This window comes from Bacillus sp. TL12 (assembly GCF_022625245.1).
GTDB lineage: Bacteria > Bacillota > Bacilli > Bacillales > Bacillaceae_G > Bacillus_A.
This window is the reverse complement of sequence record NZ_JAJJBY010000261.1, coordinates 1-246: the sequence shown is the minus strand read 5'-3', so window position 1 is coordinate 246 and position 246 is coordinate 1. Positions and strand designations below refer to the sequence as shown.

Below are 246 nucleotides of genomic sequence, written 5' to 3'. Positions count from 1 at the left end.
GATGTATCTGAAATCCTGAAAGAACGTGGTATTTCAGTTCACCCAACAACCATCATGCGCTGGGTTCATGAATATGGAAATCTTATCTATCAAATTTGGAAGAAGAAAAATAAAAACGTTCCATTATCTTGGAAACTGGATGAAACCTATATAAAAGTCAAAGGAAAATGGTGTTATTTATATCGTGCAATTGATAAAGACGGGCACACATTGGATATTCAACTTCGTAAAAAACGGGATCATCAG

General features: G+C 35.0%; 1 protein-coding gene. It reads left to right on the top strand.

Translation table 11 applies throughout. The annotated features are described in order from the left end of the window. Positions 1 to 246, top strand: a 246-nt coding sequence (locus LOK41_RS28840; protein WP_241819484.1) for a DDE-type integrase/transposase/recombinase, incomplete at both ends; no start/stop codon positions are given.